Source organism: Rhodococcus sp. ENV425 (assembly GCF_002887785.1).
GTDB classification, from domain to species: Bacteria; Actinomycetota; Actinomycetes; order Mycobacteriales; family Mycobacteriaceae; genus Rhodococcus; species Rhodococcus aetherivorans.
This window is the reverse complement of sequence record NZ_PCZU01000121.1, coordinates 1-4617: the sequence shown is the minus strand read 5'-3', so window position 1 is coordinate 4617 and position 4617 is coordinate 1. Positions and strand designations below refer to the sequence as shown.

Annotated in this window: 4 protein-coding genes; 3 read left to right on the top strand and 1 reads right to left on the bottom strand. The window is 71.0% G+C overall.

Going from position 1 to position 4617, the window contains the following annotated elements; translation table 11 throughout:
* The 3 genes from CQZ88_RS09725 to CQZ88_RS09715 all read left to right on the top strand — a co-directional run.
* Positions 1-1473: hypothetical protein (locus CQZ88_RS09725; protein WP_308410796.1), on the top strand; the 1473-nt coding region annotated here is incomplete at its 5' end.
* Positions 1474-1483: 10 nt separating this feature from the next.
* A complete protein-coding gene (locus tag CQZ88_RS09720; protein WP_050035917.1) occupies positions 1484-1834 on the top strand; it encodes a DUF6802 family protein in 351 nt (116 codons plus the stop codon).
* A 278-nt stretch (positions 1835-2112) separates the two neighbouring features.
* Positions 2113-3942, top strand: coding sequence for a phosphoenolpyruvate carboxykinase (GTP) (locus tag CQZ88_RS09715; RefSeq protein ID WP_029546116.1), 1830 nt, complete (start codon positions 2113-2115; stop codon positions 3940-3942).
* 72 nt (positions 3943-4014) lie between these two features.
* Here the strand turns inward: CQZ88_RS09715 and CQZ88_RS09710 are convergent, their stop codons facing one another.
* Positions 4015-4491 carry a VOC family protein gene (locus CQZ88_RS09710; RefSeq protein WP_029546114.1) on the bottom strand — a complete coding sequence of 159 codons (477 nt, stop codon included), beginning with the start codon at positions 4489-4491 and terminating at the stop codon, positions 4015-4017.
* Positions 4492-4617: the final 126 nt, after the last annotated feature.

The following is a 4617-nucleotide window of genomic DNA, read 5'->3' as shown; positions in this document are numbered from 1 at the left end:
GGCCGCCCTCGACGACCTCACCGGATCGTCGCGGTGATCCCGCCCGACGTCGGCGACGTCGTGCGCCGCTGGAACCCGGAGGGATGGGCGCGGCTGCACGCCACGTCGGACCCGCCGCGGATCCGGGTGGCCGGGGTCGACGGCTGCGGCCGCGGGGCGCTCGTCGACGAGCTCACCGCGCTCGGCCCGGCCGTCGACTACGTCCATGACGGTCCCGCGACCGTCGTGCTGATGGTGTTCGAGGCGTCGGCCCACCTCGGCCGGACCGAACTCGCCGTCCTCGAGTCCGCCGGGCGCGGCAGCGGCCGCGTGGTGTGCGCGCTCACCGGAACCGACGTGCACCCGGACTGGCGGGTGGTGCACGAGCGGGACGTCGCGCTGCTGCAACGGCACGCACCCTGGCTCGGTCCGGTGACATTGCTGCCCGTCGGGACGTCGCTCGCCGCCCGCGCCCGTGCTGTCGGCGGCGACGCGGGAGCGGTGCTGCGGCTCGAATCCGGGATCGTCGACCTGCACGAGGCGCTCACGGCGGCGCTGGTCCCGGGTCCGCATGCGGGCCGGGCCCTGCGCAGCGCCGTCGTCGCCGAGACCCGCCACCTCGTGGTGCAGGCGATCGCTGCCCTGCGCGCCGGCGACGACACGGGGGCCCTGCGCGCCGAACGGGCGCGGTGGAGCCTGCGGGCCACCACTCCCGCCGACGACGGAGGGCTCCGCGCCGAGCTGCAACGGGCCCGCATCGACACCGCGCAGGCCGTCGCGGCGGCCGTGCGCGCGGCGTCCGCCGAATTTCGCGACGCGATCGAGACGGTGGACCCGGCGCACGTGCCGCACCTGCTCGACGACGTGGTCCGCGACCTGCACGCCCGGGTCGGCACGGTCGTCACCGAGCGGCTGGCCCGGATCGGACCGGGTGACCCGGAGCCGGCCGGCCCGGCCACCGTGCCCCCGCGGTCCGCGCCGCCGTCCCCGCGACGTCCCGTGGAGGACCGCCTCACCGTGCTGATCGGCGCGTCGGCCGGGGCGGGGCTGGGACGCGTCGCGGTGTCCCCGCTGTCCCTGGTGCCCACGCTCGAGCTGGCGACGGTACCGCTGAGCCTGCTGCTCGGCGCGGCGGCGGCGTGGTGGCTGGTGCGGGTGCGGCGACGGCTCGCCGAACGGGACCGGATGCGCAGGTGGGCGCTCGAGGAACTCGTCGAGGTGCGCGCCGAGCTCGAGGCCGTCGCGCTCGAGCGCATCGTCGACGCGGAGGCCCGGCTCGGGTCCGCGCTCGCCGTCGCGCGCACCGCCCGGCTCGCCACGGCGCGCGACCGCATCGCCGCCCTCGACGACGAGCTGAGACGTCGCGCCGAGGACCGTGCCGGGCAGCTGGCGGCGTGCGAGCGCGATTTCGCCGTGCTCGCCCGGGCGGGAACCGCCGGCCGGCCGGGCGCGTCCAACGGGACGACAGCGTCCGATGGTGTGACACGGCAGTGAGGAGCGCGCGATGGTGGACGGATTCGCCGGCACCGACGACCAGGTGTGGGAGCCCGACGTGCCCGTCCCGGGACGTCCCGCGTTCGGCCCGGGGCTGGCCCCCGCGCTGCTCGACCCGGCTGGACCGGGCGCGCTGCCGCCGGCCGTGGACGTCGACGGCGACGGCCTGCTCGACACCGTCACGTTCGCCACCGCGGACGCACTCGTCGTCGCATCGGACACCGACGCTGACGGGTGGTTCGACCGGGTCACCGAACTCGGCGACGACGGACGATTCGGGGTGTGGCAGTTCCGGCGCGACGTCGACGGTGCGGAGCACTGGACCCGGATTGACGAAGGTCACCTCGATCGAGGAAAGTGAGGCAAATCGCCCGTGCCCCGGGCGTGCGAGGCGGGTACTGTGTTCGCCCTCTGAATCGTTTCTGTGACATTTCCGACCGGCCCCGATTGCCATCACCCCGAAGTCCGGCGTTAACCTCTATGAATAGGACATCCGGCGCCCGCCTCGTCCGTTCGGCCACGGAGGAAGCGGGTGGTACCCCTGCCGAGAGGGGGAGTCCGGGTCCGCCGCTGGTCCCTGGGACGGTTCGTCGCAGGTCGGGGGAGGGATCCGGTTCCGGCGCACCCCAGGAGAGTTTGATGACCTCAGTGACCATTCCCGGTCTGAACGGCACCGATGGCAAGCCCCCGACCCAGCACGCCGAGCTGCTCGCATGGGTACAGGAGGTCGCCGAACTCACTCAGCCCGACCGGGTCGTCTGGGCCGACGGGTCCGACGCGGAATGGGACCGGCTGACCACCCAGCTGGTCGAGGCCGGGACCTTCACCCGCCTCAACGACGAGAAGAAGCCCAATTCCTTCCTGGGCAACTCCGACCCGTCGGACGTCGCGCGCGTCGAGTCGCGCACCTTCATCTGCTCGCGCAACGAGGTCGATGCCGGACCGACCAACAACTGGATGGATCCGGCCGAGATGCGGGCGACCATGACCGAGCTGTACCGCGGCAGCATGCGCGGGCGCACCCTCTACGTGGTGCCGTTCTGCATGGGCCCGCTCGGCGCGGACGACCCGAAGCTCGGCGTCGAGATCACCGACTCGGAGTACGTCGTCGTCTCCATGCGCATCATGACCCGCATGGGTACCGCGGCCCTGGAGAAGCTGGGCACCGACAAGCCGTTCGTCAAGGCCCTGCACTCGGTGGGTGCGCCGCTCGAGCCCGGCCAGAAGGACGTGCCGTGGCCGTGCAACGACACCAAGTACATCACCCACTTCCCGGAGGACCGGGAGATCTGGAGCTACGGCTCCGGCTACGGCGGCAACGCCCTGCTCGGCAAGAAGTGCTACTCGTTGCGTATCGCTTCGGCCATGGCGCACGACGAGGGCTGGCTCGCCGAGCACATGCTGATCCTCAAGCTGATCTCGCCGGAGGACAAGGCCTACTACGTGGCGGCCGCGTTCCCGAGTGCCTGCGGCAAGACCAACCTCGCGATGATCCAGCCGACCATCCCGGGCTGGCGCGCCGAGACCCTCGGCGACGACATCGCCTGGATGCGTTTCGGTGAGGACGGCCGGCTGTACGCGGTGAACCCGGAGTACGGCTTCTTCGGCGTCGCCCCCGGCACCAACCACGGCTCCAACCCCAACGCCATGAAGACGATGGAGGCCGGCAACACGCTGTACACCAACGTCGCGCAGACCGACGACGGCGACGTGTGGTGGGAGGGCCTGGAAGGCAATCCCGAGCACCTCATCGATTGGAAGGGCAACGACTGGACTCCCGAGTCCGGCACCCCGGCCGCGCACCCGAACTCGCGCTACTGCACGCCGATGTCGCAGTGCCCGATCCTCGCCCCCGAGTGGGACGATCCGCAGGGTGTGCCGATCTCCGCGATCCTGTTCGGCGGTCGCCGCAAGACGACTGTGCCGCTGGTGAGCGAGTCCCTCGACTGGCAGCACGGCACCTTCCTCGGCGCGACGCTGTCGTCCGAGCAGACCGCCGCCGCCGAGGGCAAGGTCGGCACCGTCCGTCGCGACCCCATGGCGATGCTGCCGTTCATCGGTTACAACGCCGGCGACTACCTGAACCACTGGATCAACATCGGCAAGTCCGCGGATGCGGACAAGCTGCCGAAGATCTTCTACGTCAACTGGTTCCGTCGCGGCGACGACGGCCGCTTCCTGTGGCCGGGCTTCGGTGAGAACTCCCGTGTGCTCAAGTGGATCGTCGACCGCATCGAGCACCGGGCCGGCGCCCAGACCACGCCGATCGGCTTCGTGCCGACCGCCGCGGACCTCGACCTCGAGGGCCTCGACGTCGACCGCGACGACGTCGACGAGGCGCTGAAGGTCGACGTGGCGGAGTGGAAGGAAGAGCTGCCCCTCATCGAGGAGTGGTTCGAGTTCCTCGGCGAGAAGGTGCCCTCCGGCATCCGCGACGAGTTCGAGGCCCTGAAGCAGCGCCTCGCCTGACGCCTGATCGACCGAATGTCACATCGGATCGCTTGTATCGATCCGATGTGACATTCGGCGTTTCAGGGATGCTCAGGACGACTGACTCGCGAGCCACTCGTCGATGCGACGTCGTGCCTCTTCGGGCGCGACGTCCTCGACGCGCGTCATGATCGCCCACCGGTGCCCGAACGGGTCGAGGATCGTCCCGAACCGGTCTCCGGTGACGAACGTCGAGGGTTCCTCGAAGACCTGCGCACCCTGCTCGACCGCGCGGGCGAACGTCGCGTCGGCGTCGGTGCAGTACAGCACGTAGGAATGGTCGACGGTGTTCGTCCCGTCGGGCGCGCGCAGCCCCATGGCCGGCGCGGGGTCGCTCAGCTGGAGCCGGCCGTGCCCGAAGTCCAGTTCGGCGTGCGCGATCGTGCCGTCGGGCCCGTCGGTTCGTTCGACGACCTCGGCGCCGAAGACCGTGCGGTAGAACTCGACGGCCCGGGCCGCGCCGTCGACGACGAGGAACGGCGTGAGGGAGGTGTAGCCGGCGGGGATCGGATTCACGGAATGCGTCATGCGACGAGTCTCGCGTCGTCTCCGCCGGCCGTATTGAACATTTCCGACATTCCCCGGGACGGCGGTGGTGGGCCGAATGTCACACAGGTTCGATTCGGGCTGACTCAGGTGGTCCATGCGACACGC

Excerpts from the sequence above, each read along its gene's own strand:
- CQZ88_RS09720 (WP_050035917.1), top strand. The coding sequence starts at position 1,484 with ATGGTGGACGGATTCGCCGGCACCGACGACCAGGTGTGGGAGCCCGAC.
- CQZ88_RS09710 (WP_029546114.1), bottom strand. The coding sequence starts at position 4,491 with ATGACGCATTCCGTGAATCCGATCCCCGCCGGCTACACCTCCCTCACG.
- CQZ88_RS09715 (WP_029546116.1), top strand. The coding sequence starts at position 2,113 with ATGACCTCAGTGACCATTCCCGGTCTGAACGGCACCGATGGCAAGCCC.